The 23,633-nt window shown below is 65.1% G+C and carries 19 protein-coding genes and 3 pseudogenes; 11 read left to right on the forward strand and 11 right to left on the reverse strand.

The features are described 5' to 3' along the window. The first annotated feature begins 36 nt into the window (after positions 1-36). The 4 genes from VNW74_RS09110 to VNW74_RS09125 all read left to right on the forward strand — a co-directional run bounded on the left by VNW74_RS09110 (position 37) and on the right by VNW74_RS09125 (position 5,908). Entirely contained in the window at positions 37-1,866 is a 1,830-nt protein-coding gene (locus VNW74_RS09110; RefSeq protein WP_325676272.1) for a phosphoenolpyruvate carboxykinase (GTP), read from the forward strand. A 214-nt stretch (positions 1,867-2,080) separates the two neighbouring features. Beyond that, entirely contained in the window at positions 2,081-3,361 is a 1,281-nt protein-coding gene (locus tag VNW74_RS09115; protein WP_325676273.1) for a sodium:proton exchanger, read from the forward strand. Between the two features lie 64 nt (positions 3,362-3,425). Beyond that, positions 3,426-4,964, forward strand: a complete 1,539-nt coding sequence (gene fadD4, locus VNW74_RS09120; RefSeq protein WP_325676274.1) for a fatty-acid--CoA ligase FadD4 — start codon at positions 3,426-3,428, stop codon at positions 4,962-4,964. Then, entirely contained in the window at positions 4,961-5,908 is a 948-nt protein-coding gene (locus VNW74_RS09125; protein WP_414686635.1) for an enoyl-CoA hydratase/isomerase family protein, read from the forward strand. Before fadD4 ends, VNW74_RS09125 begins: the two co-directional genes overlap by 4 nt. A gap of 8 nt (positions 5,909-5,916) precedes the next feature. Here VNW74_RS09125 and VNW74_RS09130 read toward each other — a convergent pair whose 3' ends face one another. Together VNW74_RS09130 and VNW74_RS09135 are read right to left on the reverse strand one after the other, a co-directional pair. Next, the gene (locus VNW74_RS09130) at positions 5,917-8,814 is read right to left on the reverse strand and encodes an MMPL family transporter (protein ID WP_325676275.1); all 2,898 of its coding nucleotides are present in this window, start codon (positions 8,812-8,814) and stop codon (positions 5,917-5,919) included. Then, positions 8,811-9,239, reverse strand: a complete 429-nt coding sequence (locus VNW74_RS09135; protein ID WP_414686636.1) for an MmpS family transport accessory protein — start codon at positions 9,237-9,239, stop codon at positions 8,811-8,813. Before VNW74_RS09135 ends, VNW74_RS09130 begins: the two co-directional genes overlap by 4 nt. Positions 9,240-9,453: 214 nt before the next feature. On the opposite strand from VNW74_RS09135, the gene VNW74_RS09140 reads away from it, so the two are divergent. Continuing rightward, a complete protein-coding gene (locus VNW74_RS09140; protein WP_325676277.1) occupies positions 9,454-9,963 on the forward strand; it encodes a DUF4352 domain-containing protein in 510 nt (169 codons plus the stop codon). Beyond that, positions 9,948-10,556, forward strand: coding sequence for a hypothetical protein (locus VNW74_RS09145; protein ID WP_325676278.1), 609 nt, complete (start codon positions 9,948-9,950; stop codon positions 10,554-10,556). The genes VNW74_RS09140 and VNW74_RS09145 overlap by 16 nt, the downstream gene beginning before the upstream one ends. Before the next feature lie 25 nt (positions 10,557-10,581). Here the strand turns inward: VNW74_RS09145 and VNW74_RS09150 are convergent. After that, positions 10,582-10,734 (reverse strand): annotated as a pseudogene (locus VNW74_RS09150) (acyl-CoA dehydrogenase family protein); the annotation flags it as partial. 35 nt (positions 10,735-10,769) lie between these two features. Here VNW74_RS09150 and VNW74_RS09155 point away from each other — a divergent pair. The 3 genes from VNW74_RS09155 to VNW74_RS09165 are packed head-to-tail and all read left to right on the forward strand — an operon-like array spanning position 10,770 to position 14,265. Further along, positions 10,770-11,753 carry a MaoC family dehydratase gene (locus tag VNW74_RS09155; protein WP_325676279.1) on the forward strand — a complete coding sequence of 328 codons (984 nt, stop codon included), beginning with the start codon at positions 10,770-10,772 and terminating at the stop codon, positions 11,751-11,753. A gap of 23 nt (positions 11,754-11,776) precedes the next feature. Continuing rightward, positions 11,777-12,970: a CoA transferase gene (locus VNW74_RS09160; RefSeq protein WP_325676280.1), complete on the forward strand. Its 1,194-nt coding sequence runs from the start codon at positions 11,777-11,779 to the stop codon at positions 12,968-12,970. Further along, complete coding sequence (locus tag VNW74_RS09165) at positions 12,964-14,265, forward strand: amidohydrolase family protein (RefSeq protein ID WP_325676281.1); 1,302 nt, start codon at positions 12,964-12,966, stop codon at positions 14,263-14,265. The genes VNW74_RS09160 and VNW74_RS09165 overlap by 7 nt, the downstream gene beginning before the upstream one ends. A 1-nt stretch (position 14,266) precedes the next feature. Here VNW74_RS09165 and VNW74_RS09170 read toward each other — a convergent pair whose 3' ends face one another. From VNW74_RS09170 to VNW74_RS09185, 4 genes are all read right to left on the reverse strand, one after another. Further along, a complete protein-coding gene (locus tag VNW74_RS09170; RefSeq protein ID WP_325676282.1) occupies positions 14,267-14,716 on the reverse strand; it encodes a hypothetical protein in 450 nt (149 codons plus the stop codon). 66 nt (positions 14,717-14,782) lie between these two features. Further along, positions 14,783-15,943 (reverse strand): acyl-CoA dehydrogenase family protein, encoded by a 1,161-nt coding sequence (locus VNW74_RS09175; protein WP_325676283.1) that lies wholly within the window; start codon positions 15,941-15,943, stop codon positions 14,783-14,785. Between the two features lie 3 nt (positions 15,944-15,946). Then, entirely contained in the window at positions 15,947-17,071 is a 1,125-nt protein-coding gene (locus VNW74_RS09180; protein ID WP_325676284.1) for an acyl-CoA dehydrogenase family protein, read from the reverse strand. 9 nt (positions 17,072-17,080) lie between these two features. Next, positions 17,081-17,974 (reverse strand): alpha/beta hydrolase, encoded by an 894-nt coding sequence (locus tag VNW74_RS09185; protein WP_325676285.1) that lies wholly within the window; start codon positions 17,972-17,974, stop codon positions 17,081-17,083. Between the two features lie 196 nt (positions 17,975-18,170). Here VNW74_RS09185 and VNW74_RS09190 point away from each other — a divergent pair, with 196 nt between their 5' ends. Next, entirely contained in the window at positions 18,171-21,149 is a 2,979-nt protein-coding gene (locus VNW74_RS09190) for an AMP-binding protein (RefSeq protein WP_325676294.1), read from the forward strand. Between the two features lie 15 nt (positions 21,150-21,164). Beyond that, positions 21,165-21,434, forward strand: a pseudogene (locus VNW74_RS09195) (GMC oxidoreductase); the annotation flags it as partial. On the opposite strand, the gene VNW74_RS09200 reads toward VNW74_RS09195, so the two are convergent. The 4 genes and pseudogenes from VNW74_RS09200 to VNW74_RS09215 form a co-directional block, all read right to left on the reverse strand. After that, positions 21,431-21,727, reverse strand: coding sequence for a hypothetical protein (locus VNW74_RS09200; RefSeq protein WP_325676286.1), 297 nt, complete (start codon positions 21,725-21,727; stop codon positions 21,431-21,433). The pseudogene VNW74_RS09195 and the gene VNW74_RS09200 overlap by 4 nt on opposite strands. Before the next feature lie 76 nt (positions 21,728-21,803). Beyond that, a complete protein-coding gene (locus VNW74_RS09205) occupies positions 21,804-22,208 on the reverse strand; it encodes a heme-binding protein (RefSeq protein ID WP_325676287.1) in 405 nt (134 codons plus the stop codon). A gap of 271 nt (positions 22,209-22,479) precedes the next feature. Further along, positions 22,480-22,875 carry an STAS domain-containing protein gene (locus tag VNW74_RS09210; RefSeq protein WP_325676288.1) on the reverse strand — a complete coding sequence of 132 codons (396 nt, stop codon included), beginning with the start codon at positions 22,873-22,875 and terminating at the stop codon, positions 22,480-22,482. 306 nt (positions 22,876-23,181) lie between these two features. Further along, a pseudogene (locus VNW74_RS09215) lies at positions 23,182-23,633 on the reverse strand (amino acid permease); the annotation flags it as partial.

Here is a 23,633-nt window from a genome sequence, read left to right on the forward strand (position 1 = left end):
AGCAGCCGCCTACGCAGAAGAGTGCAGGAGATTTCGATGACGTCAGCGACCGTTCCAGGTCTGGATACCGCCCCGACTAACCATCAGGGCCTGCTGTCCTGGGTGGAGGAGGTCGCCGAGCTCACCCAGCCGGACCGGGTGGTCTTCGCTGACGGTTCCGAAGAGGAGTGGCGGCGCGTGTGCGAGCAGTTGGTGGAAGCGGGCACCTTCAAGCCGCTGAACCCGAAGAAGCAGCCGAACTCCTACCTGGCATTGTCCGACCCGTCTGACGTGGCGCGCGTCGAATCGCGGACCTTCATCTGTTCCGAGCGCCAGATCGACGCCGGTCCGACCAATAACTGGATGGAACCGAGCGAGATGCGCTCGACCATGACCGATCTGTACCGCGGCTGCATGCGGGGCCGCACCATGTGGGTGGTGCCGTTCTGCATGGGTCCGCTTGGTGCCGACGACCCCAAGCTGGGCGTGGAGATCACCGACTCGGAATACGTCGTCGTCTCGATGCGCACCATGACTCGCATGGGCAAGGCCGCATTGGAGAAGATCGGTGACGACGGGTTCTTCGTTAAGGCATTGCATTCCGTCGGCGCTCCGTTGGAGGACGGGCAAACGGACGTCCCGTGGCCGTGCAACGACACCAAATACATCACCCACTTCCCGGAGACCCGCGAAATCTGGAGTTACGGTTCGGGTTACGGCGGCAACGCGCTACTGGGCAAGAAGTGTTATTCGCTGCGAATCGCTTCGGCCATGGCTCACGACGAGGGCTGGCTGGCCGAGCACATGCTGATCCTCAAGCTGATTTCCCCCGAGAACAAGGCTTACTACTTCGCGGCGGCATTCCCGTCGGCGTGCGGCAAGACCAACCTCGCGATGCTGCAGCCGACCATTCCCGGCTGGCGGGCCGAAACGCTGGGCGACGACATCGCCTGGATGCGGTTCGGCAAGGACGGCCGGCTCTACGCGGTCAATCCGGAGTTCGGTTTCTTCGGGGTTGCACCGGGCACCAACTGGAAATCCAACCCGAACGCGATGCGCACCATCGCCGGTGGCAACACGGTCTTCACCAACGTCGCGCTCACTGATGACGACGACGTGTGGTGGGAGGGTCTGGAAGGCGAGCCGGATCACCTGATCGACTGGAAGGGCAACGACTGGGAGCTTCGCGAAACGGAAACCAAAGCGGCGCATCCGAATTCGCGGTACTGCACGCCGATGTCGCAGTGCCCAACGCTGGCTCCCGAGTGGGACGACCCGCAGGGTGTGCCCATTTCCGGCATCCTGTTCGGCGCGCGCCGCAAGACCACCGTGCCGCTGGTGACGCAGGCGCGGGACTGGCAGCACGGCGTCTTCATGGGCGCCACCATGGGCAGCGAGCAGACCGCGGCCGCCGAGGGCAAGGTCGGCACCGTTCGCCGCGATCCGATGGCCATGCTGCCGTTCCTGGGCTACCACGTCGCCGACTACTTCCAGCACTGGATCGACCTGGGCAAGAACTCCGACGAGTCCAAGCTGCCGAAGGTGTTCTTCGTCAACTGGTTCCGCCGCGGCGAAGGTGGCAAGTTCCTCTGGCCGGGTTTCGGCGAGAACAGCCGGGTGCTGAAGTGGATCGTCGATTGCATCGAGCACAAGGGCAGCGGCCAGGAAACCCCGATCGGCATCGTGCCTTCCGCTAGCGATCTGGATTTGGACGGGCTGGACATCGAGGTCGCCGATGTGGAGAAAGCGCTCGTGGTCGACGCGAGCGAATGGCGCAAGGAACTGCCACTGATCGAGGAGTGGTTCGAATTCGTCGGCGAGAAGCTGCCGACCGGCGTCAAGGACGAGTTCGAGGCGCTCAAGCAGCGGCTGGCTGAAGCCGACTGATTTCCTAACCGCGGCCGCTACTGCGGCAGGGTAGCCACATTCTAAGTGTCGGCCGCCCGAACTCTCCGTTGTGACCGGGCTGACCGGCAAATTCAAGTCACGACGCTGGATGGATCGGTAGCCGGGCTATGTTGCTGGATTAGCGCTCGGCCGGTATCTTTTCACGGGGGTGAAGGTAGGCCCTTCCAGCTTCGACGATGCAGGCGACGTCCATATGACCACCGCGGCCACCGGCCCCGTTACGACCGCGCCGTCGCGGCCGTTGTTCCGCTCACTGGGGACCGTCGCCATCTTCATCCTCCCGGCCCTGGTGGTGCGCGTCGCGGGTATCCACCCGAATCCGATCCTGGCGCTGCTCATCTACGGCGCTGCTGTGGTCGCGGCCAGCTTCCTGCTGGCGTGGGCCGCAGAAGCTGCCCAGATCGACGTCTCGGGTGGTCTGGCGGTTGCGGTGCTGGGGGTCATCGCGGTGCTGCCCGAGTACGCGGTCGACCTGTATTACGCCTACACGGCAGGCCATGTGCCCGAGTACACCCAATACGCCGCGGCGAACATGACCGGCTCGAATCGGCTGCTGATGGGTGTTGGGTGGCCGGTCGTCGTTCTGGTCAGCGTGCTGGTGGCCCGGCGGGCCACCGGGCGCAAAGTCGGCGAACTGGATCTCGACGTCAGCAACCGGGTGGAGATCGGCTTCCTGATGTTCGCCGGGGTGGCCGCCTTCCTGGTACCCGCGACCGGCCGCATCCACATCGCGTTCGGGGTGATATTGCTCGGCTGGTTCGGCTATTACCTGTACAAGCTGAGCCGCGGCGAGGTCGAGGAACCTGAGCTGGTCGGCACCGCGGCGGCGTTGGGCGCACTTCCCGACCGAGCACGGCGCATCGCGGTATCCGTGCTGTTCATTTTCGCCGCGTCGGTGATCGTGACCTGTGCAAAACCGTTCGCCGAGGGCCTGATCGACGCCGGCACACAGCTGGGTATCGATCGCTTCCTGCTAGTGCAGTGGCTGGCGCCATTGTCTTCGGAGGCGCCGGAATTCATCATCGCCACCATCTTCGCGGCGAGGGGTAAGGGCGCGATCGCGATCGCGACGTTGATCTCGTCGAAGGTCAACCAATGGACCCTGCTCGTCGGGTCATTGCCGGTGGCGTTCGTGATCGGCGGCGGAGGCACGTCGATCCAACTGGACGGCCGCCAGATCGAGGAGATGGTGCTGACCGCCACGCAGACCTTGATGGGTGTGGCACTGATCCTCGGCCTGCGGTTCCGCCGCTGGGCCGCCTGGGCGCTACTCGGCATGTTCATCGTGCAATTCCCGATCACCTCGACCGAGGGCCGGCTACTGCTCAGCGCTGCCTATGCGGTGGTGGCCGCCGTCGCGCTGATAGTCAATCGACGCCAGTTGGTCCCAACGCTGTTGGCGCCGTTCGCCGGTCGAGCCAAGCGGCATGGCGGACACCCGCATCAGCCGGCCGAACAGCTGCCCGCGCAATAACTATCCGCGACGCTCAACCCAGGCCCTTGACACCTGTCAAGTTTGGCGACGGTACAGTCTGCGCATGCAGATTCGCGAGCATCTGGGCACCAACACGCCCGCTGTCATCCTTCATCCGTCCGGCACCGTCATCACCTTCGACGAACTCGAAGCTCGCGCCAACCGGCTGGCGCACTACTTTCGCCGCGCCGGTCTGGTCGAAGGCGACGCCGTCGCGATCCTGATGGAGAACAACGAGCACATCCACGCGGTGATGTGGGCGGCCCGGCGCAGTGGCCTGTACTACGTGCCGATCAACACGCACCTGACCGCGCCGGAGGCCGCCTACATCGTCGACAACAGCGCGGCCAAGGCGATCATCGGCTCGGCCGCGCTGCGCAAGACCTGTGAAAACCTCGGCGAGCACCTCCCCGGCGGACTGCCTGCAATGTTGCTGATTGCCATAGACCAGGAAGAGCAGGAAGAGGCAGACCTCGACGGCTGGCAGCGCTACCCCGAATGCGTTGCCGATCAACCGGATACGCCGATCGACGACGAATCCGAAGGCGATCTGCTCCAGTACTCGTCGGGCACCACCGGTCGGCCCAAGGGGATCAAGCGCGAGTTGCCGCACGTCACGCCGGCCGAGGCGCCCGGCATGATGTCGGCGCTGGTCGGATTCTGGATGCGCCCCGATGCGGTCTATCTGAGCCCGGCGCCGCTCTACCATACTGCGCCGTCCGTGTGGTCGATGAGCGCGCAGGCCGGCGGCATCACGACCGTCGTCCTGGAGAAGTTCGATCCCGAGGGCTGTCTCGAGGCCATCCAGCGCTACCGGATCACGCACGGTCAATTTGTACCGGCCATGTTTACCCGGATGCTGAAACTGCCTGACTCCATTCGCAATTCGTGTGACCTGTCCACCCTCGAGCGGGTGATGCACGCGGCCGCGCCGTGCCCGGTGGAGATCAAGAAGCAGATAATCGACTGGTGGGGGCCGATCGTCGACGAGTACTACGCGTCCTCCGAGGCGATCGGGTCGACGTTGATCAGCGCCGAGGAGTGGCTGGCGCATCCCGGCTCGGTGGGCAAGCCGATGATGTGTCAGATTCACATCCTCGACCCCGACGGCAACGAGTTGCCGTCGGGCCAAGCGGGAGAGATCTACTTCGAGGGCGGGTTCTCTTTTGAGTACCTCAACGACGCGGAGAAGACGGCGGACTCTCGCGACAGTCACGGCTGGACGACTGTCGGCGACGTCGGCTACATCGACGACGACGGCTACCTCTACCTCACCGACCGCCGGCACCACATGATCATCTCCGGCGGCGTCAACATCTACCCGCAGGAGGCCGAGAACCTCCTGGTCACCCATCCGAAGGTGCTGGACGCGGCGGTGTTCGGCATTCCCGATGACGAGATGGGTCAAAGCGTCAAGGCGGTGGTGCAGACCGTCGACCCGGCGGATGCCACCGATGAGTTTTCCGACGACCTGCTGGTATGGCTGCGAGACCGCTTGGCGCACTACAAGTGTCCGCGATCGATCTCATTCGAAGCGCAGCTGCCGCGCACCGATACCGGCAAGTTGTACAAAAACGAACTGGTGAAGAAGTATTCGGTGTGACGCTGCGCATCCTCGACGTGTCGGAGCCGGTCTCCGACGTCGACGCTGCACCGTTCGTTGTCCCGGTTGTGGCCGTCGGGCCGCTCACGCATGCATCTGAATTCTGGCTGCAGCACGCGACATTCACCCTCACCGAGGACGACACCGACGACCGCCGGGCAATCACCGTGCCGTCGATCGACGCGGCAATTGCCCAACTGGCCGCGCGGGCGGACCGGTGGCCGCTGGCCGCCGCGGTCTGTGACGACGTGCTGCGCTCGGTCGATCCAGCTGGCCCAACGCTCGTCGGCGTGGTGACCGAGTCGCTGGCCTACTCCACCCTGCAGGGCGGTCCGGAGTTCGCCCAATGGCTGGCCGAGCGCGGCCCGGCGCGCCAGCCCGACATCGCCGATCCGGTACAGGCCCACCGCGACGGCAATACGCTGCGGATCGCGTTCAATCGACCGCAACGCCACAACGCGTTTTCCACCGATGCCCGCGCCGCGCTGCTCGAGGCCTTAGCGGTCGCGCAACTCGATCCGTCGGTCGACGAGGTGGTGCTGACCGGAAACGGGCCGTCGTTTTGTAGCGGCGGCGACCTCGATGAGTTCGGCACGCTGAGCGACCCCGCCAGCGCACATTTGGCTCGCACCCGCTACAGCCCGGCGCTGGTGCTCGACGCGCTGACCGCCCGGCTCGGGCAGGCGTGCCGCGCCGAAGTTCAGGGTCAGGTGCTGGGCAGCGGATTGGAGATGGCGGCGTTTTGCGGGCGCGTGCTCTGTCGGCCCGACGCGGTATTCGGGCTGCCCGAGCTGAGTCTGGGGCTCATCCCCGGAGCGGGTGGCACCGTCAGTGTGACACGGCGGATAGGCCGCTGGCGCACAGCGTATTTGGTGCTCAGCGGTCGCACGATCGACGCCGACATCGCTTTGGCGTGGGGGCTGGTAGACGCGAAAATTCGGTAAGCGGCCGGTTATCGCTGCGACGGCGATCCGAGCGCCAGCTTGTCGGTGTCCTCGTCTCCGGACGGAGCATGGGCCGCGATCCCGCGCACCTTGTTGGGGCCACGGGGGTTGACAACCTGCGGCCACCAGAACCAGCGACCCAGCAGGGTCGCGATCGACGGCATGAACAGCGCGCGCACCACGAAAGTATCGAGCAGCAGCCCGATACAGACGGTGGAGCCGAACATTCCGATCGCCCGCAGATCACTGCCGAGCATCGCGAGCATCGTGAAGGCGAACACCATGCCCGCCGACGTCACCACTCCACCGCTGCCGCCCATCGCCCGGATATACCCGGTCTTGAGTCCGACGTGGATTTCCTCTTCGAATCGGGATACCAGCAACAGGTTGTAGTCGGACCCGACAGCCAACAGCACGATGACTGACAACACCAGCGTCACCCAGTAGATGTGCTGGCCGAGTATGTCCTGCCAGATGAGCACCGAAATGCCGAACGACGATGCGATGGAGCTGGACGCGGTGCCGACAATCACCACCGCGGCCACAAAGCTTCGAGTGATCAAGGTCATGATCAAAAAGATCAAGGTCAGCGATGCCACGATCGCCATGATCAGGTCGTATTTGGCACCTTCTTGCATGTCCTCGTAGAGGGCGGCCATACCGCCCACATACACCTTTGCGTCGGACAGGGAGGACTGCTTGACGGCCTCCTGCGCCGCCGTTCGCTCGGGCTCGACTCGCTTGATTCCCTCCAGCGTGGCCGGGTACGTCTGCTGGGTGACAAAGAACCGGGCGGACTTGCCGTCCGGCGACATGAAGAGCCTGAGCCCGGTTTGGAAGTCTTTGTTGTCGAAAGCCTCGGCCGGCAGGTAGAAGAAATCGTCGTTCTTGGAGTCGTCAAAGCTTTGACCCATCATGATCTGGGTATCGCTCAGGTCCTCCAATTGGTTGACGAATCCGTCGAGCGTGCTGTGCACAGTTACCACTAGGCCCCGCATGATATTCAGGGTGTCGATTACCGCTGGGAGCAGCTCGGTTACTTGCGGTAGGAGAAAATCCAGGCGGTTCACGTCGGTCGACAGCATGTGCAGTTTTTCGCTCAGCTTGTCCACGCCGTCCAGCGACTCAAATAACGATCTGAATGACCAGCACATGGGGACATCGAAGCAGTGCTTTTCCCAGTAGAAGTAACTGCGGAGCGGCCTCCAAAAATCGTCAAAATCCGCGAAATGGTCTCGGATCTCATCGGTAACAGCCGTGGTGTCCTGTGTCACGCCGGCGAGATCGTGCGTGGTCTTGTCGACCTCCTCCAGATGGGTATATATCTGCGTTATCAGGCCAATATCCCTGTCGAGCTGAAGCGATATGGTGTCGATATCTTTAACGCGGTCTTTCAACGACTTCATATTCTGTATGATCAGCTGGTTCGACGCGCTGAGTTGAAACGGTACCGAGCTGTGCTGAAGTGGAATTCCCAACGGCCGCGTAATGTCCTGTATCATCCCGATACCGACAACCCGCATAATATTCTTCGCAACCCGATCCAGAACCAACATGTCCGCCGGGTTTCGCATGTCATGGGTGGCCTCGACCATCGTGATATCGGGGGCCATCCTTGCGGCCGTGAAATGCCTTTCTGCGGCGGCGTAGCCGACATTGACGGGGGTATCTTTCGGCAGATAGTGGCGGTCGTCGTAACCGGGCTTGAACCCCGGCAGGGCGGCGAGACCGACCAGGATGACCGCGCCGCTGCCCACCATGATCGGCGCGGGCCACCGCACGACAGCGATGCCGGTCCGGCGCCAGAATCTCCCTGGCTTCAAGTTTTTCGGTACCAGCAGCCCGAAACGGCTGGCCACCACAACCACGGCGGGTCCCAAGGTGAGCGCGGCAGCGACAACGACGATCATGCCTGTTGCAACGGGTATCGCCATGCTGTGGAAGTAGGGTAACCGGGTGAAGTAGAGAGTTGCCGAGGCGCCGGCAATGGTCAACCCCGAACCCACGATGACGGGCGTGACACTGCGAATGGTTGTGTAGTAGGCGGTTACCGGATCTTGACCGGCCAGGTGCGCCTCTCGGTAGCGGCCTATGAGGAATATCCCGTAGTCGGTGCCGGCTGCGATGGCCAGCATCACCATGATATTGACCGCGAACGTCGTCAACCCCATGATATTGACATACCCAAGGAACGCGACAACTCCCCGAGCGCAAGTCAATTCGAGCAGCGTCAAGAAAAGCTGTATCAGCATCGAGACGAGCGACCGGTAGACGATGAGCAACATGATCGCGATCGCGCCGATCGTAAACAGGGTGATCTTCACCAGGCTCGCGTCGCCAATTGCGCGCAGGTCCGCGGTGAGCGCCGCCGGTCCTGCGACATACGCCTTCACCCCGGGAGGTGCCGGTGTGTCGGTGATCGCCTTCCGGACCGCATTCACGGATTCGTTGGCGAACGTTTCGCCCTGGTTGCCGACGATATTCAGCAGGACGTAGGAGGCCTTGGAGTCGGGACTTTGGACGCCCGCCGCAGTCAATCGGTCACGCCAGAAATCCTGGACGTGCTCGACATGCTCGTGATCGTTGAGTAGTTTCTTTACTATCGCGTCGTAATAGTGGTGCGCGGCTTCGCCAAGCGGTTGCTGGCCTTCCACGACCATCATCACCGTGCTGTTGGATTTGTATTCCTTGAAATTAGAACCGACACGCGCCATCGCTTGCATCGACGGCGCATCCATGGGTGCCAGTGGTACCGAGTGTTGCTCGGAAATCACTTCCAATTGGGGGACAAAGATGTTCACGATGACGGTGAGCGCCACCCAGAACAGGATGATCGGCAGCGCGAAAATTCGCAGCGCGTGCGCGACGAACGGTCGCTTGCCGTGCGCGTCGGTGTTTTCCGTCATCCGGATTTCACCAGGCAGTAGGTCTGGGCGTTGCCGCCGACGGCGCGTCGTTCGTCGAGGAGTTCATTGTCGATTTTGATCCGACAGCCGATTTGGCCGCTGTTGCCCTGCACGATCATGGTGGCCTCGACCGCCGGCAGGACGGTGACGACGGTGTATGACCAGGGCAGCGGCACGTCGTTGAGTTGGTGGACGTTCGCCTCGGCATCCCAATAGTTGATATCGGCGGTAGTCCCCGGCGGGCCGAAGGCCTCATAGCCGATGTACTTCGGGTTGAACTGCACAATCTCGACCCCCGCGCCGGAGTTGGCGTTGAGGTCCGCAGACGCAAACATCTTGTGCAGCCGTCCAATGAGCACGCCCGATACGGCAAGCACCACCACAAAAACCAGCGGTACCCAGTGTCGCCTGAGCACCCTAGTCACTCGAATCCTCCGCACTCGCCGTTGCGCGGCCGTCAGAACCCGTGGATCGCTAGCAGCGTATACAGAACGCCAGAGGTGCGTAAACCATTCCCGTCGGTGTCCGGTCGGTTCGGTTCTGGTTGCGGCAGACTGGGCACGTGGAGGACTCTATGAACGGCATGCGGTTTTCGGTTGCGAGGTAGGCGACATGAAACGGTCCGTGGTGACACTGTCGATGTTGGCCCTGCTGGCTGCGTCCTGTTCGACGCAGAAGTCCACCGCGAGCGATCACGCGGCTTCCCCGCCGACGCAACAGCCGCCCGCGTCGAAACCGGTCGCGCACGTCGGCGACACGCTCAACCTCATGCGCATCGGCGCGCAGAAGATCACGGTGACGCTGCTGCAGATCATCAACCCGGCGACAGTTCCGAACGGCTGGGCCGACGCCGGCAAAACCTATATGGCAACCAAGCTGAAGATCACCAATGCCGGAACGTCGACCATCGTGGGCAACACCAACAGCGATGTTTCAGTGGTCGGATCGGACAACCAGAGTTACCGGGCCGATTTCGCGACCGTGACCGAGTGCAAGGACTTTGTCGACGGGTGGTTCCTGCTCGCTGCGGGCGCCTCCACCACCGGCTGCGTTGTGTTCAAATTTCCGCCGGGCGTCACGCCGGTGAAGGTCAATTACGTTCCGTCGTCGGGCATCTCCCATGACGTCGGCGAGTGGCTGAACCCGTAGCACGACTCGTCACCGCGGCCTTCGTCGTAACCGCGGCGGCGGCATTGGTGAGTGGCTGCGGGGGTTGGGCGCAATACGGTCATGGGGCGACGCGCCATCCCACGACCGCGGTGTTCCCAGTCCCGCCGACGGTGTCCGGACCGGAGCTGGCACGGCTGTGGGAGACGCATTCATCGCCGTGTGACCATCCGCAAGGAGTCAGCGACGTGCCCGCCGATCCTTACCACCTGGTGGACGATGGGATGTGGCCGAACATCGCCGATGTCACCTCGCGATTGGCTGGCGTTACCGCAACCGGCGAGCACGAGTTCATCTTTGGCAGGTTCCGACTTCTCGGCGCTGTCTTGATCCAAACCCAGTCGGACATCACGGAACAGGTGAAGGCCGGCACCCGCGAGATCGACAGCGCCGGTGGGGACCCCGTTGTGGAGAACGCCGTTCGGGATTCAAGCATGCGGGTGATCAAATTGCGCCATGACGACTACGTTGCCGCAGTGAATCACGTGATCGGTGAGCTCGAGATCGGGGCCGTTCTGCCAAGTGCGCTAGTCGGCCACAAATACCGGCTCGAGCTGGTCTGCCCGCACGGCTGATCGTGTCCTAATGCGGACTCCTGGCATAGATACCGATGCGCTGCATCTGCTCAATACCCGCTTCGGGATACTCATTGACATGCTCTCGCTCACGGACCGTCGGCTTGACCTCTTTATCGACGAAGCCGCGAACCGTCTCAACCAACATCGCCTCGTCGTCGTTCAGCTGAATGGTCATGCGGCCATGTTGACGTGCCCGAAAAGAGGGCAACGATGACCTTCGGCCCCTACTTCGACGAGCTGCACACCGGCCAGGTGTTCGCCGGCGCGCCCGCGATGACGCTGACCGCGGGTTTGGCCGCCGTGCACCAGAGCATCCTCGGCGACCGGTTGCGGTTGCCGCTGGACGCCGAGCTGTCGGCGGCGGTCACCGGGTCGACCGCACCGCTGGCCCATCCCGGCCTGGTGTGCGACGTGGCGATCGGCCAGTCCACGCTGGTGACCCAGCACGTCAAGGCCAACCTGTTCTACCGCGGGCTGGTGTTCTATCGATTCCCGGCCATCGGCGACACCCTCTTTACCCGCACCGAGGTAGTGGGCTTGAAGAAGAACTCGGCCAAGCCGGGCCGGGCGCCCACCGGGCTGGTCGCGTTGCGGATGACGACCATCGACCAGGCCGATCGGTTGATCCTCGACTTCTACCGTTGCGCGATGATGCCGCTAAGCCCCGGCGCCGATCCGAACGACGCGGATCACGCAGACGACCTGTCGAAAGTCGGTGCCGATCTGGCCCCGCCGCCGTCGGCTGTCGACGAGTGGAACGGCGATGTGTTCCGTCAGCGCATCCCCGGACCGCATTTCGATACCGATCTGGCGGACACGGTGTTGCACAGCACTGCCGATGTGGTCAGCAGCGCACCAGAACTGGCCCGCCTGACGCTGAATATCGCTGCCGTTCATCATGATTCACGTATCGGTGGTCGTCGGTTGGTCTACGGGGGGCACACCATCGGGCTGGCGTTGGCGCAGGCCACCCGGCTGCTGCCAAATGTGGCGACGGTGCTGGGCTGGCAGTCCTGCGACCACACCGCGCCGGTATATGAGGGCGACACCCTCTTCAGCGAGTTGCGCATCGATTCCGCCGAGCCCACTGACAACGGCGGGGTGTTGGGACTGCGATCGTTGGTATACGCGGTATCTGACCCGGAGCCACCGCGCCAGGTGCTGGACTGGCGCTTTACCGCCCTGCAGTTCTAAGCCGCTGACCGGCGGCGCGCACAATGGTGAGCGTGGACGCGGCGTTGGACTGGGCGGACACCGGAATGGCCTATTTGACGGGTGAGCCGGACGGACAGCCGGACTTCTCACGCGCGGTAGTGCTGACCGAAGCCCGACGGGTGGCCGCCGACATCGCCCGGTTGTTAGGTGTCGAGGTGGACGCCGCCACCACGCTGGCCGGCCGTGCGGCGATCCTCGGCCTGACCCGTCGGGGCCGCGTCTCGGCGGGCGGCGCTACCCGACTGCTGGCCACCGCCGACGGTTGGTGTGCGATCGCGCTGCCGCGCGCGGATGACATCGCGACAGTGCCGGCGCTGCTGGAAGCCGACACGGTTCCCGGCGACCCGTGGATGGCGCTTTCTGGTTGGGCAGCAACGCGTTCGACCGAAGCCGTGGTTGCCCGCGGCCAACTGCTGGATATCGCCATAGCGAGACTAGGGGAAACGTGCGCGGAGCCGCCGACGCTGCGACGGTGTCGCAGCCAGGTCGGGCCGCGGCGGGTGGACGGATTGCTGGTGGCCGACCTGTCGGCGTTGTGGGCGGGACCGTTGTGCGCGCAGTTACTTGCCCGCGCGGGCGCCGTCGTCGTCAAGGTGGAAAGCCCGAGCCGGCCCGACGGCACCCGTGCCGGGGAGCCTGCCTTCTTCAATTGGATGAATTTTGGAAAGCTTTCCTACGCGGTCGATTTCGACAACGACACCGACGCGCTGCGCCGGCTGCTCACCGCTGCCGACATCGTTATCGAGGGCTCTCGTCCCGCGGCACTGCGGCGCCGCCAGTTGAGCGCCGACGACGTGCCCGGCCGACCGGGACGAATCTGGTTGCGCATCAGGGGTTACCGCGGTCAGCCGCACCGCTCGGCATTCGGCGACGACGCCGCGGTGGCGGGTGGCCTGGTCGGCACCGGCACGCACGGACCGGTGTTCTGCGCCGACGCGATCGCCGACCCGTTGACCGGATTGGAGGCGGCGCGAGCGGTGGGACAGTCGGTGCGCCGCGGCGGCGGCGAGGTGATCGACGTGTCGATGGCCCAGGTCGCGGCGAGATATGCCGCGCTGCCGCGGACGTCCCAGACCTCCGCTTTGCCTGTCGACCGGCCCCGGCCGCCACCACCCGGCCCGGCGGCGTCGCCGCGGGGCGCCGACAACGCCGCAGTGCGCCACATTGTGTCCGAGAGACTCTGTGCACCATGCTGATTCAGAGTGCAACGACACTGGACGGCGCGATCGTCGACTTGCGGGTGGGGACACAGATCGACGACGTGGCCGAGACATTGGCGCCGCGCAGCGGCGAGGACGTGTTCGACGCCGCCGGCGGAACCGTGTTGCCCGGGCTGCACGATCACCACGTGCACCTGCACTCCGCGGCGGCCGTCGAAACCTCGGTTCCGGTCGGGCCGCCGCAGGTACGCGACCGTGTCGCGCTGGCGACCGTGCTGGCCAGCGCCGAGCCCGGCGACGACGGCTGGATCCGCGCCGTCGGCTACCACGACTCGGTCGCCGGACCGCTGGACCGGGCAGCGCTGGACGCGATGGTCCCGACCGTGCCGCTGCGCATGCAGCACCGCAGCGGCGTGCTGTGGATCCTCAACTCGGCGGGTTTGGTGCGGGTCGGTCTGGCCGGGCATCCCGACGGGCGGTTGCGCAGCGCCGACTCCTGGTCGGCTGCGCTGACCCGCGGCGCAACCAACCTGGCCGGCCTCAGTGATCGGCTGAGCTGCTACGGAGTCACCGGAATCACTGATGCCACACCGGATCTCGATGTGGGCGATGTGGTGCGGTTGGCCGAGCTGCACCGGCGCGGCGAACTGCGCCAACAGGTGTACTGCCTGGCGCCCGGCAAGCGCATCCTGCACGACGACGACCTGAACCTCGACCACCTCGCCGCGTGGATCGCCGACCGGCACCGCCGCGGCGCCCCGGTCGCCATCCACTGCGTGACCGCGGCCCAGCTGCTGGTGACGATCGCCGCGCTGCGCCAAGCCGGCACACACCCGCGCGACCGCATCGAACACGCCGCCGTGGCGCCGCCGGACTGCCTGACCGATCTCGCCGAACTCGCGGTGACCGTGATAACCCAGCCCAACTTCGTCGCCGAGCGCGGCGATCAGTATCTCGACGAGGTTCCCGCCGTCGAGCACGACCAACTCTGGCGCGTGGCGTCGCTGCTTCGGGCCGGCGTGCCGGTCGCCTTGTCCACCGATATGCCGTTCGGCCAGCCTGACCCGTGGGCAGCCATGCGGGCGGCGGTGCACCGCACCACACCGAGCGGAGCCGTGCTGGGGAACGACGAACGTATATCGGCGCGAACCGCTTTGACGATGTTTTCCGGTTTCCCGGAGCAACCCACCCGGGCGCGAACTCTGCAACCCGGAGAGCCAGGCGACCTCTGCGTGCTGAGCGTATCGCCCGAAACGGCACTGGCCGAACTGGACGCCGGGATGGTCGCCGCGACGGTCATCGGCGGCGAAATCGCCTACGCAGCAGGGTGAATCAGGCTATTTCTCCGACAAGGTAGCGTTGCAACGTGGGCGCCACCGCGTCAACCAACGCGTCGACATCCATGGAGGCGATCGGCTCGACCCGCACCCCGTAGCGCATGATGCTCACACCGACGACTTGAGAGGCGCACAGCGAGGCGCGAAAGGTTACTTGGTCGGCCCCCAGCGCCTTGAGCAGCGGGTCGAAGACCGGGCCGATGAACAGACCCTGGGCGATATCAACCGTCTTGGCCAGTCCCGCCGTGGCGATTGCACTGGCCGCGAATGGCCCGCCACCGGTGGCATCCCAGGTGGTCAGCAGCATTTGCAGCGTACGACGGCCGGCTTGGTTCACGCCTCCGCGGATGATCCGGTCGATGAAGTCCGGGGTCCCGAATGGCAACCGGAGCTTACGTGCCACCGGGTCGAGGATCCCGCGCACAGCCTTTTCGCCAGGAACCATCTTGCCAGGATGACCGCAACGTCGACGAACTTCAAGCATCGACCCGGCGCGTCGCCGCGGGGCCAATCAGTGCGGTAGATCGCGGAACGGTGTGTTGCGGTACGGCTCAGGTTCTTTGGGCAGTCCGAGTACGCGCTCGCCGATGATGTTGCGTTGAATCTGATCGGTCCCACCACCGATCGAGGTGAAGTAGGCGTTCATCGTCCGGAATGTCACCGCGTCACCGATGGGATTCTCCGGTCCGGCCAGCATGGCTTCGGCGCCGACGATTTCGGTCTCGACGCGGGCCGTCTCGTGCAGGATCCGCGACATTGCGATCTTGCCGAGCGCCATCAGCGTCGCCGCCTCGCCGCGATCGACGGCGGCCTTCGAGCGCTGGGTGTTCCAGCGGTTGACCGTGGCCAGCGCGTCGACCCGGGCAATCTGCTGACGAATGTATGGATCGTCCAGCCGGGCGGCTTCCCGCGCCAATTCGACCAGAAGGTTGGCCTTTTCGGGTTGGGGCCGTGTGCTGTCCTTGGCGGTGCGAGCCAGATCGCCCATGAACCGGCGCTCATACCCGAGCGCGATCTGCAGGACCGACCAGCCGGCGTTCAGCTCGCCGACCAAGTTCTCGGCGGGAACGCGGGCGTCTTCGATGAAGACCTCGTTGAACTCCGATTCGTCGGTGATCTGGTGGATCGGCCGGATTTCCACGCCGGACTGACGCATCGGCAACATAAAGAAGCTGATGCCCTGGTGTTTAGGCACGTCCCAGTTGGTCCGCGCCACCAGCATGCCGTAGTCGGCGGTTTTGGCGAACGACGTCCACACCTTCTGGCCATTGATCACCCACTCGTCACCGTGGCGTTCGGCGCGGGTGCGCAGGCCGGCTAGATCCGATCCCGCACCGGGCTCGCTGTAAAGCAGGCACCACTTGCTCTCGCCACGTATTGACGGCGGAATCAGCCGTCGCTTCTGCTCGTCGGTTCCGGCGTCGTGCAGGATACAGGCGAACAGGTTCGCGCGGTCGTGGCCGCAGCCGGAGGCACCGGCAGCCGCGAATTCCGCTGCGACGAGGCGCGATTGGATCTCCGAGAGACCGCGGCCGTACCACTCTGGTTCCCAACTGGGCACCGCCCATCCGGCGTCGACGACAAGTTTGTGCCAGCTGGAGCGATCGATTCCGGGATTCCAGTTGGCCGCCAACCAGTCTCGGACCTCGTCGCGCAATTCATCTTCCTTCATCGTTCAGGCCCCGATCTGCCGCAGGTAGCGTTCCCGGTGCCACGACGGGCTGCCCAGCAGCTGGGCGTCGCTGCGGGCCCGACGCAAATACAGGTGCGCCGGATGTTCCCAGGTGAATCCGATGCCGCCGTGTACCTGGATGTTGGTCGCAGCGACGAAGACGAATGCGTCCGAGCAATACGCCTGCGCCAGTGCAAGATCCGCGATGCGCGAGGGCGCTTGCTCGGCGAATGATCCGGCGACGAAGCGCGCCGCGGACACCGCCGATTCGGCCTCCAGCAGCATGTCGGCGCACATGTGCTTGACCGCCTGGAAGCTGCCGATCGCACGGCCGAACTGGTAGCGGGTCTTGGCGTACTCGGCGGCCATCTCGACTGCGTACCGCGCACCGCCGGCCTGCTCGCTGACCAATGCCACCGCCGAGCAGTCCAGCGCTGCGGTGAAGACCTCGACGCCGGCACCCAGCCGCCCGACCAGGCGTGCCGGGGTGTCGACGAACTGCAGGCGGCATTGCTTTCGGGTGGGGTCCACCGTGGTCAGCGGTGTCATGTCCAAGCCGGCAGCACCGGCGTCGACGGCGAATACGGCTGGCCCCGCGTCGGTTCCGGCCAACACATACAACAGGTCCGCCGACTGCCCGTCGAGCACGAAGTGCTTATAGCCGGTGACATGCCAGGCGTTGCCGATGGCGCCCGCGGACGTGGCGATCGTCGCCGGCAACCGAGCCGAGTCGTCCTCGGCGAAGGCAACACTGGCGACCAGCTCACCTGCGGCGATCCGAGGCAGCACCGCGGCGCATTCGGTCGCGTCGCCGGCTGCGGCCAGCAGGCTGGGCACCAGCACCGCTGTCGACAGGAACGGGCTGACCAGCAGCACCCGGCCCATCTCTTCCATCGCGATGCCCATTTCCACCGGGCTCGCACCGGCGCCGCCGTACTCCTCGGTGATCAGTAATCCGGTCAGCCCCATGGCCGCCAGGTCCTGCCACACCTTGCGGTCAAGACCGGTGTCGCTGGCCATCAGTGTCCGCACCTGCGCCTCGCTGGAGTGTCGTGTCATCAAGTCGGCGACCGCGCCGCGCAGTGCCCGCTGTTCGTCGCTCACCGCAAACGGTGCGCTGGTGCGCATGGTCGCCGATCAGCTCTTCTGAGCCAGGGCGGTGCGTAGGCTGGCGCACTGGCTGGCGAAAAACGACTGTGACACAGCAGCTTTCGGTACCACCTGATCGAAACCGTGGAAAGCTCCGGGGACCACTTCGACATGGCACGGCACACCGGCCGCGGTGAGGCGTTCGGCGTAGGCGAGGTCCTCGTCGTGGAACAGATCGTTGGTGCCGACGCCGATCCACGCCGGGGGCAGTCCGCTCAGATCGTCACGGCGCGCCGGGACCGCGACCTGCGGGTCGGCATTACCGAGGTACGACGCCCAGCCGAAGCGATTGCTTTTCGGGCCCCACAGCCGGTAGTTCGGATTGTTCGGCCCCGCCGCGCTGCGGTCGTCGAGCATCGGGTAGGCCAGCAGCTGCAGCGCCGGCGTCACCTTGCCGCGGTCGCGCGCCAGCAGTGCCAGCGCAGCCGCCAGCCCGCCGCCCCCGCTGACCCCGCCGATCGCCACCCGTGCGGGGTCGACCGCGGGCAGCGCGGCCAGCCAGGTCAGCGCCGAGTAGCAGTCCTCCAACGGTGCGGGGTACGGATGCTCGGGCGCCAGTCGATGGTCCACCGCCGCGACGGTTATACCCAGCTCGCGACAGAAGCGATGGCACAGCCGGTCGTCCTGCTGTGCGTTCCCCATCACATAACCGCCGCCATGCATCCACAGCATTGCGGGTGTGGGTTGGCTGACGTCGATCGGTCGGTGCAGCCGTACACCGACACCGGAGCTCAGGATGAGGACCTCGAGGCCGTCGTGGCTCCTGCTGGGTTGCAGGCCGCTCAGCGCCCGGATGAGCCGCAACGTCCGCGGACCGATCATTCCCCGGGGGGCGAGGCGGGCGACTCTGCGGAGATCGGGGTGGAAATCGGTGCTCGGCATTCGTCCAGTATCGCCAACGGCAACCGGCCCCAGGTCCCGGGCTCCGCCGTTGACGGACGAGACATACGTGTGTCCGAATGACAAGGGTTTCCCGGTGTTGGCCTGCCGCCGCGGCACCCTCGCTGCGCGTAGTGTCGAATTTATGACCTCGGCAGCTGTGTGATCAGCGCGAGCGTCGGTGTGGCGTGTGGTACCGGTGACGTGGGGTAGCGACCTGATCGCCGGTCCCGTGAACCGGATCGTCGCGACCACGCGGACCGGTGTCGAGGTGCTGCGGTTCGGTGGCCTTCAGACTGGGTCCCGTCCGTCGCCGTTTCAGATCATGGAGCGATGCGACATGTACCGGCTACGACGCTACTTCCCCGACGGCGCGAATGACCCGTCGCGGCCGCCGGTAGTACTTGTGCCGCCGATGATGATGTCAGCCAACGTGTTCGACGTCACCAGAGACCAGGGCGCGGTCGGAGTCCTGCATGATCTAGGTGTAGACCCGTGGGTGGTGGACTTCGGCTCACCGGACCGGGAGACCGGTGGGCTCGAGCGCACGTTGAGCGACCATGTCGTCGCGCTGAGCCGGGTCATCGACTCGGTACAGGCACACACCGGCCGCGAGGTGCATTTGGCGGGCTACTCACAGGGCGGCATGTTCTGCTATCAAACCGCGGCTTACCGACGTTCCGAGGGCCTGGCCAGCGTCATCACATTCGGCGCCGCCGTCGATTCGCTCAGCGGTCTGCCGTTCGGAATTTCCGCGGCCCTGGCGGGCCGCGGCGCCCAGCTGATCGCCGATCATGTCTTTAACCGCCTCTCGGTGTCCGGATGGATGGCCCGTACCGGGTTTCAACTTCTGGACCCGATCAAAACGGTCCGGGCGCGGTGGGACTTTCTACGTCAACTCCATGACCGAGAGGCGTTGCTGCCCAGGGAACAGCAACGCCGCTTCCTCGAAGTGGAGGGCTGGGTGGCATGGTCGGGTCCCGCGGTCGCCGAACTGTTACGGCAGTTCGTGGTCCATAACCGCATGATGGCCGGCGGCGCCGTGATCGATGGCACGTTGATCACGCTCGCGGAAATCAGCTGTCCGGTCCTTGCGTTCGTCGGCGAGATCGATAACATCGGCCAACCCGCGTCCGTGCGAGGAATCCGGCGGGCCGCCCCCCGCGCCGAGGTGTCCGAGGTGCTATTGCGGGCAGGTCATTTCGGGCTCGTTGTCGGATCGACCGCCGCCACGCACACGTGGCCCACCGTCGGTAATTGGGTGCTGTGGCGAGACGGTCAAGGGCCCAGGCCGGAAGGCGTGCATGCGATGGAGGCCGACCCCAGCGTGAGGATCGATGGCGATGTCGGGCTGTCGTCGCGTATCGGTCACTCGGCGGGTGCGCTGGCCGAGCTGGGCATCGGCGTGAGCCTGGGGTTGGCCGACGCCGCGATGGGCGCGGCGCGCAGCGGCAGGGAGGTCGCCGGGGAGGCCGTGCGTACCCTGCCTCGGCTCGCCCGCCTCGGTCGGCTGCAACCCCATACCCGGGTGTCGCTGGGCGGGTTGATGGCCGAACAGGCGAACAGAGCGCCTGAAGAGGAATGCTTCCTCTTCGAGGATCGGGTCCACACCAACGCGGTGGTTGATTGCCGCATCGACGAGGTGGTGCGTGGCCTCATCGCCGTCGGTATCCGTCAGGGAGCCCACGTCGGTGTGTTGATGGATACCAGCCCCAGCGCAGTAGCCGCGATCGCGGCACTGTCGCGGCTCGGCGCGGTGGCGGTGTTGCTACCCCCGGACGATGACCTCGCCGCCGCCGTCCGGCTGTGCGAGGTGGCCGACATCGTCACGGACCCAAACCATCTGGCGGCGGCGGCCGCGATCGGCGCCAGGGTGCTCGTCCTCGGTCACGGCCGCACCGCGGACCTCGGCCGGACCGAGTCGGACCGGGTCGTCGAGCTGGACCGCCTCGACCTGGCCGAGGAGCGGCTGCCGCAGTGGTATCGGCCGAACCCGGGCCGGGCAAGTGATCTCGCCTTCGTGTTCTTCAGCACGACGGGAGGGCGCCGAGTGGTCAAGGAGGTCACCAATCATCGGTGGGCGCTGTCGGCCTACGGCACGGCCACTGCCGCCGCGCTAGGCCACCGTGACACGATCTATTGCCTGACCCCGCTGCACCATCCGTCGGGTCTGATGGTCGGCCTCGGCGGCGCGGTCGCCGGCGGGGCGCGCATCGCGTTGACCCGTGGCGTCGACCCAATGCGGTTCGCCGACGAGGTCCACCGTTACGGGGTCACGGTGGTGTCCTACACCTGGGCCATGCTGCTCGAATTGGTGGACGCGACGTCGCCCGAGCTTGCCGAACATCATCCGATCCGTCTGTTCATCGGAGCCGGAATGCCGATCGGGCTATGGCAGAAGGTCACCGACCGATTCGCCCCGGCCCGAGTGCTGGAATTCTATGCATCCACCGAGGGGGACGCGGTGCTGGCCAATGTCGCCGGCACGAAGATCGGGGCCAAGGGTCGGCCGCTGCCGGGCAGCACCGAGATTCGGCTCGGCGGCTACGACGCCACGATGGGCCGATTCATCGAGGATGACCACGGTTTCGTGCGTCCTTGTGCGGTCGGCGAGGTGGGCGTGCTGCTCGCAAAGCCGCGCTCCGGACACGATGCCGCGAGGGTGTCGATGCGCGGGGTATTCGCCGAGGGAGACACCTGGATCAGCACGGACCACCTGTTTCGCCGCGACAGCGACGGCGACTATTGGTTCGTCGACAACAGGAACACCGTGATCCAGTCGGTGTGCGGACCGGTCTTCTGCCAGCCGATTTGCGACGCCCTTGGCGACATCACGGTGATTGACCTGGCCGTGGTCTATCCGGTTGCGACCGACACGCACGACGTCGCGGTCGCGGCCGTGACGCTTGGCAAAGGCGGCGTCCTCACCGCGGCTAGCCTGACCACCGCGTTGGGCGGCCTCCCCCGGGACCAGCGTCCCGCCATGGTCCACGTTGTTGACCGCATACCGCTCACACCCTCCTACCGCCCACTGTCGACCGCACTACAACAGGCCGGGCTGCCCGCTCCGGGGGAAAGGACCTGGTATCAGGACCTCACCGACGGTCACTATCGACAAACGTCCACCGCCGTCGGCAAGTCAGTACCGTCCAATCTCAGTGAGCCGCTGAGCCTCTAGGCGGGCCACCCCATCGGCTATCAGAACCTCCTCGTCTGCGATGGTGCGGTCATCCCGGCCAATCCCGGCGTAAATCCGAGCCTCACGATCACGGCGATGGCCGAGCGTGCAATGGCAGCCATCCCGGTCGAGCCGGGTACCCAGACGACAACCCCCCGCGCGAGATTTATCTCCCGAAACCGGCAGCGGTGTGAGCGTGCGCACCCCGACCCGCTCGGCGCTGCACACCGGACGCCAAAGCGATCCGGTGGCTATGTGGTTGGTTGCGATAGGGGAAGGGCTTAATGGCACCCGGAGGCGTTGACCCACCGACCGTTGTAGCCGACACATCCGGTGACGTTCGGGGGCGGCGGTGGATCGTTCGGCATGGGAGCGTAGTACGCCGGCGGCGGAACGTACGGCGCAACGGCGTCGGCGAGGTTCGCGCAGCCACTGACCGATACCCGGCGTCCGGCGCTTGCGCAGACGTCGGCGTTAGCGACGCCGGGTGCGGGAATAGTGACGATCGCCCCGGGGACGGTCGCGAGCGCCAAGACGGTCGCCGCCGTGATAGTCCCTGACCGTAACCAATGACTCATCTTGCTTGTCTCCTCACCGGCGTGACTGGCCTATCTATGTCGAAGGTGATGGTCGGGCATAACACCACTTAGGTGACTATTGAGCCGAATTAGGATGGTAATCGCAGCGATCGCTCAGGTCGGTGAGGGGTTGGCGGATCCCGTTGATTTCGGACTCAACCTGGGGGTTGGCGTCCATGTAGTTCTTGACGTCGCCGCGAATCTCCTCGTTCGGCTGCCCACGAAGGCCGGTGAAGAAGTTGTTGACGTCCGGGTGGCTAAACAGATAGCCCGCCATCGCGGTCCCGACTGTACCCGACGCCTGCGCCAAATCGGCGGCCGTGCACCCAGGCGCCGGGGCCGCAGGGGCCGGAGGTGGCGGTGCAGGCGTGGGCTCAGCAGACGCCAACGAGGCGCCCCCAAACAGCATTGCACCGGTCATCGCCGAAGTGCCGATCGCTCCCACCAGTGCGCTACGCATGGCACGCCTTGACAGCATCATGCTTGCTCCTTCTCATCCAGTGTCCGAGCGGCTATCGATACCACTTAGCTAAGCACAACAAAATAAGACATTGTGGCGAGCAACAATCAGCGGCGTCGTCGCGCGAGCCACCAACCCTCGCAACACATTAACCGTCAGGGTCGGCGCGGTCTCGACATTCCCTGCCGGCGCCGCACTCCGCAACCTCAGATTTCGCGTCTTCAAACTCCAGGGTCAACCACCGTCAACGCAGGACCATCGAGCTTGGCGATCGCTGGTGTCAGGGTCTGCACTAAGCACACCGTGCGTTCGCATCTCGTCGAGGATTGTCGGGGATCCCTGCGGCTCGCGATGGGCGTGGTGGACGGTGGGGCTGGTCTTTGACGATAGCTATCGCGGCCTCGACGGTGCTGGCAGTGGGTAGCAAGCCCTGTGGGTCAACGATCCGCAGCACCCGGGAGACTGCCTCACCGGACACTACTGCCCAGGCTATGCCGGCGCGCGCGCAGCAGACGGAGACTCTGTGCAGCGCCGAGAAACCGTCGGTTCCAAAGAAATCCAGGCCGCGCAGATCAAGGATCAGCCCGCGGCAACGCATCAGATGCCCCAGCGTGTACTCGGTCACAATGTCACCGTTGGATGCGTCGATGTGGCCGTGGGCGCTGATGACGGCTACCGACGACGTCACCCGGCGATGTGCTAACCGTGTGGTGTGACGCTCTCTTGGCTGGGAAAGAAAGCCGCCGACCGGCGGCATGGAGGTGGTAGGACGAGCATTCATGGTGATCCCCGACATGCGGTTGTCACCGGTGTGTTCGGCGCGAGCTAACGCTCTGCGAGGACAGCGGCGGACGGCTGACCTCATCCCGGACTGGTTGAGAGTCTCAACTCAGTTGACGTTCCACCGCGCGGGGGCAATTGTCAAGTCCTGTGGATCAGACCTTTGGGTGCGTCGATCGGAGATCTGCAGCCTTGGGAGCGGGTGGGCAGATGCTCAGTCCAAGCGAATCGGAAGCGTGGCGACGATAGCGTCGGTGCGTGCGCGAATTGTTGTGGCGAGCAACGGGCCTCGTTGGTTGTGCAGGATTCGGTAGCGTCGGCGCCTCGGTTCGATGTAGGCGAGCAAGACGATAACGAAGCGTCCCTGTTCGACTTGGGTTCGGACGAAACCGACGGTGGGTGCCACCAGGGTGCGGTGCGGGCTGGGCAGGACCCGTAGGTCAACCCCGGGGTCCCATTGTTTCCAGAGCTCGCAGAGCCGGTGGGTGGCGTTGGGGTCGGTGTCGACGGCCACCGGGACCACTTCGCCGCCAAGCCGCATCGCGACCTGCAACGCATGTCCGGCGACCTTGCTGATCGTGACGACCGGGACAATGACCATCGCTTCCCCGGAAGGCCCCGGAACGGGTTTGGGTGGCAGCCGGCCCAGATCCAACTGTTCGGCGA

It is taken from the genome of Mycobacterium sp. (assembly GCF_035570115.1).
Taxonomy (GTDB): domain Bacteria; phylum Actinomycetota; class Actinomycetes; order Mycobacteriales; family Mycobacteriaceae; genus Mycobacterium.